At 76.0% G+C, this 3,468-nt stretch carries 2 protein-coding genes and 1 pseudogene; 1 reads left to right on the forward strand and 2 read right to left on the reverse strand.

The window, feature by feature from the left end; translation table 11 throughout:
• A partial coding sequence (locus KBX39_RS26725; protein ID WP_247660631.1) for a cupin domain-containing protein occupies positions 1-1,270 on the forward strand: 1,270 nt, incomplete at its 5' end.
• An 83-nt stretch (positions 1,271-1,353) separates the two neighbouring features.
• Here KBX39_RS26725 and KBX39_RS26730 read toward each other — a convergent pair.
• Positions 1,354-2,025: a keratin gene (locus KBX39_RS26730; protein WP_166456066.1), complete on the reverse strand. Its 672-nt coding sequence runs from the start codon at positions 2,023-2,025 to the stop codon at positions 1,354-1,356.
• Positions 2,022-3,468, reverse strand: a pseudogene (locus tag KBX39_RS26735) (cell division protein FtsK); the annotation flags it as partial. The pseudogene KBX39_RS26735 and the gene KBX39_RS26730, both read right to left, overlap by 4 nt.

Below are 3,468 nucleotides of genomic sequence, written 5' to 3' on the forward strand. Positions count from 1 at the left end.
GCGGAAAGCGGAACCGCCGGGTGGCCACGGCCGCCCGGCGGTTCCGCTTTCCGCCGCCGAGGCGCTTGCCCGGTGCGTCGCGGTGGAGCCGGCCAAGTTCGCCGCCGACCACTGGGGGCGAAGCCCGCTGCTGTCCCGCGCCGCGGAGCTGCCCAGCCCGGACGGCTTCACCGACCTGCTCAGCCCCGCCGACGCCGACGAGCTGCTCAGCCGCCGCGGCCTGCGTACCCCGTTCCTGCGGGTCGCCAAGGACGGCCGGCTCGTGCCGGCGGCGCGGTACACCGGCGGCGGTGGCGCGGGCGCCGAGATCGGCGACCAGGTCCTCGACGAGAAGGTGCTGGCGCTCTACGCCGACGGCGCGACGCTGGTGTTGCAGGGCCTGCACCGCACCTGGCCGGCGATCGTCGACTTCGCCCGCGACCTGGGCATCGCGCTGGCCCAGCCGTTACAGGTGAACGCCTACCTGACCCCGGCCGGCAGCCAGGGCTTCGCCACCCACTACGACACCCACGACGTGTTCGTGCTCCAGGTCGACGGACGCAAGCACTGGCGCATCCACCCGCCGGTGCTGGCCGACCCGCTGGAGCGCCAGCCCTGGGGCGGCCGGGCCGACGAGGTCTCCGCGACCGCCGAAGGACGCCCCGAGCTGGACGTGGTGCTCTCTCCGGGCGACGCGCTCTACCTGCCGCGCGGCTGGCTGCACAGCGCCCAGGCGCAGGAGTCCAGCTCGCTGCACCTGACCGTGGGCATCCGGGCGCTGACCCGGTACGCGGTGGTCGAGGAACTGCTCGCGCTGGCCGCCGAGGACGCGCGGCTGCGCGCGAGCCTGCCGTTCGGGCTGGACCTGGCCGACCCGGACGCGATCGAGCCGGAGCTGACCGAGACCGTCGAGGCGCTGCGCGACTGGCTGCTGCGGGCCGACCCGGCGGCGGTGGCCGGCCGGCTGCGTGCCCGGGTCTGGCCGGCCGCCCGCCCGGCGCCGATCCGGCCGCTGGCCCAAGCCGAGGCGCTGGCCCGGCTGAACGCGGACAGCGAGGTCGCGGTGCGCGGCGGCCTGCGCTGGCAGCTCACCCCGGCCGCCGACGGACGGGTGACGCTGCGCGTGCCCGACCGCACGCTCACCCTGCCCGGCACCTGCGAGGCGGCGCTGCGCGCGCTGCTCACCGGCGAGGTGACGAGGGTCGGCGACCTGCCCGGCCTCGACGACGACGCCGACCGCCTGGTGCTGGCCCGCCGGCTGCTCAAGGAGGCAGTCCTGGTTCCCGCCTGACCCGATGATCATGAGGTTGACCGGCGGCGCGACGGCGTGTCGCGCCGCCAACCTCATGATCGGCGGCGGGTGAGGGGCGGCGGTCAGCGGGTGTAGGTCACCGTCAGCAGGAGCAGGGTCGTCGCCAGGCCGGAGACGGCCACCAGGATCATCGGGCGTGGGGTCAGCACCGCGTGACGGCGGTCGGCCAGCAGCCGTGCGGGCGCCAGCCCGATCACCGGGCCGAGCAGCGTCACCACCAGCGCCAGCACCGGCAGACCCACCGCCAGGTCACCGCTGGCGCCGGCCGCCAGCGCTCGCGCCGCCACCCCCAGCGCGTACGCCACCAGCGCCCCGCCGATGCCGCAGGCGATCAGCAGCGGATTCACCGAGCCGGGCAGCTCACCCGGGGCGCCGGTGCGCTCCAGCAGGTCCCGGACCGCGCGCAGCAGCGGCACCGGGTCACCGGCGGCCCCGCGTACCGGGCCGGGCGGGTCACCCAGCCGCCGGGCGCCCACACCGAGCCGGGCCCGCAACTGCGTCCACAGGTGAGTGACCTCGCCGTCGACCCGCTCCACCATCCGGGACGCCTCGGCCACCTCCGTCTCGGCCTGCCGCACCTGCTCGGTGGCCTCGGTGACCGCCCGGTCCGCGGCGGCCACCTGCTGGTCGTACCAGGTGTGCGCCTCGGCCCGCTGGGCGGCCACCCGGGCGGTCAGCTCGGCGAGCCGGCGGATCTGCGCGCTGTACGTCTCACTGGTAACCGGTTCGTTCATCGGGACGGACCATAAGGGATGATCACCTGTCCGGTGCGGTGCACCGCCCGGTCGAAGTAGAGACCGCGCCACGGCCGGGGATACCAGTCCGGCCCTCCGCTGCCCGGATACAGCGAGGAGCCCAGCTCACCGCCCTGCACGTCGAGCGCCACCCAGGCGCCGATCTGATCCGTGCGCGCGCCCGCGCCGCCCAGGTCGGCCCGCATCCGGGCCACGCCCCGCCACCAGGCCAGCACGTGCGTACGCCGTTCCGGCCCGTCGTGCAGGATCCGGCGCAGCTGCTCCAGCCCGGTGCGCGTACCGGCCTTGCCGGCGAGCGCCGCCGCGGCCGCGTCCACCGCGTACAGCAGCAGGAAGTGCGGGGTACGCGACGCGCCCGGCGCGCCCAGCCCGTCACCTGCCTCGGCCATCAGCTCCGGCACCGTCTCCTCGTCGTACCAGGAGGCGTCCCCGGCCAGGTCCTCGTAGAGCGCGCGGGCGGCCGGGTCGGCGTCCGGGTCCAGGCAGGCGATGGAGAAGCGGGCCGCGCCGGGCGGGTACTGCCGGGCCAGCGAGCGGGCGGCGGCGTCGAGCACCGCGCACGCCTCGTCCACCCGGGTGCCCAGCACCGCCAGGTTGCGGCCCGGGGCGCGGGGCAGCCGCAGCGCCGCCGAGCGGGCCTGCACGTCGATGATCTCGCCGAGCAGCGCCACCGGGTTGCGCGGGACGCCCTGCTCCGGCGCGGTCAGCGCGCGGAAGTCCGGCGCGTCGGCCAGCTTCGGGATCGCGTCGCCGTCGAACAGCCGGGCCGGCGCGGCGTCCTGCGGGCGCATCCGCCACAGCCGGTGCTGGAGCTCGCTCCACGTCTCCCAGTCGCTGGCCGACGGGATGCGGGCCACCTCGTTCCCCTCGGCCAGGCCCGACTCGGCGTTGATGACCGCGTGGTGGCGGGGCAGCGACTGCGCCGCGTCGTTGCGCTCGGCCAGGATGCGCAGCGCCTTCGGCAGCGCGATCCGCAGCGTGAACTGGGCGACCAGCGCGGGCCGCCCCCACAGCGCCTCGATGCCGCGCACGTCCTGCGAGGCGAGCACCAGGTGGATGCCCTGCGACCGGCCCCGCCGGGCCAGGTCCTCCAGCAGGTCGGCGGCCTCCCGGGCGACCACGTCCCGGCCGGCGAGCAGCGCCTGGAACTCGTCCACCACGGCCACGATGCGTGGCCAGTGCCCGTCCGGGTCCACCGCGCGCAGCTCGGCGAGCTTGGTGACCTCGTGCTTCTTCGCCGCGTCGGCGCGGCGGCGCAGCTCCTCGGCGAGGAAGCGCAGCAGCGCCAGGCCGAACTCCCGGTCGGTGTTGACGTTGATGCCGACCAGCCGCATGTGCGGCAGCCAGCTGGGGTCGCGCCGGCCCTGCGCGAACCGGGCGAAGGACACGCCCTCCTTGAAGTCCAGCAGATAGAACTCCAGT

The organism is Micromonospora sp. D75 (genome assembly GCF_018070405.1).
In the GTDB taxonomy this organism is placed as follows: Bacteria; Actinomycetota; Actinomycetes; order Mycobacteriales; family Micromonosporaceae; genus Micromonospora; species Micromonospora chalcea.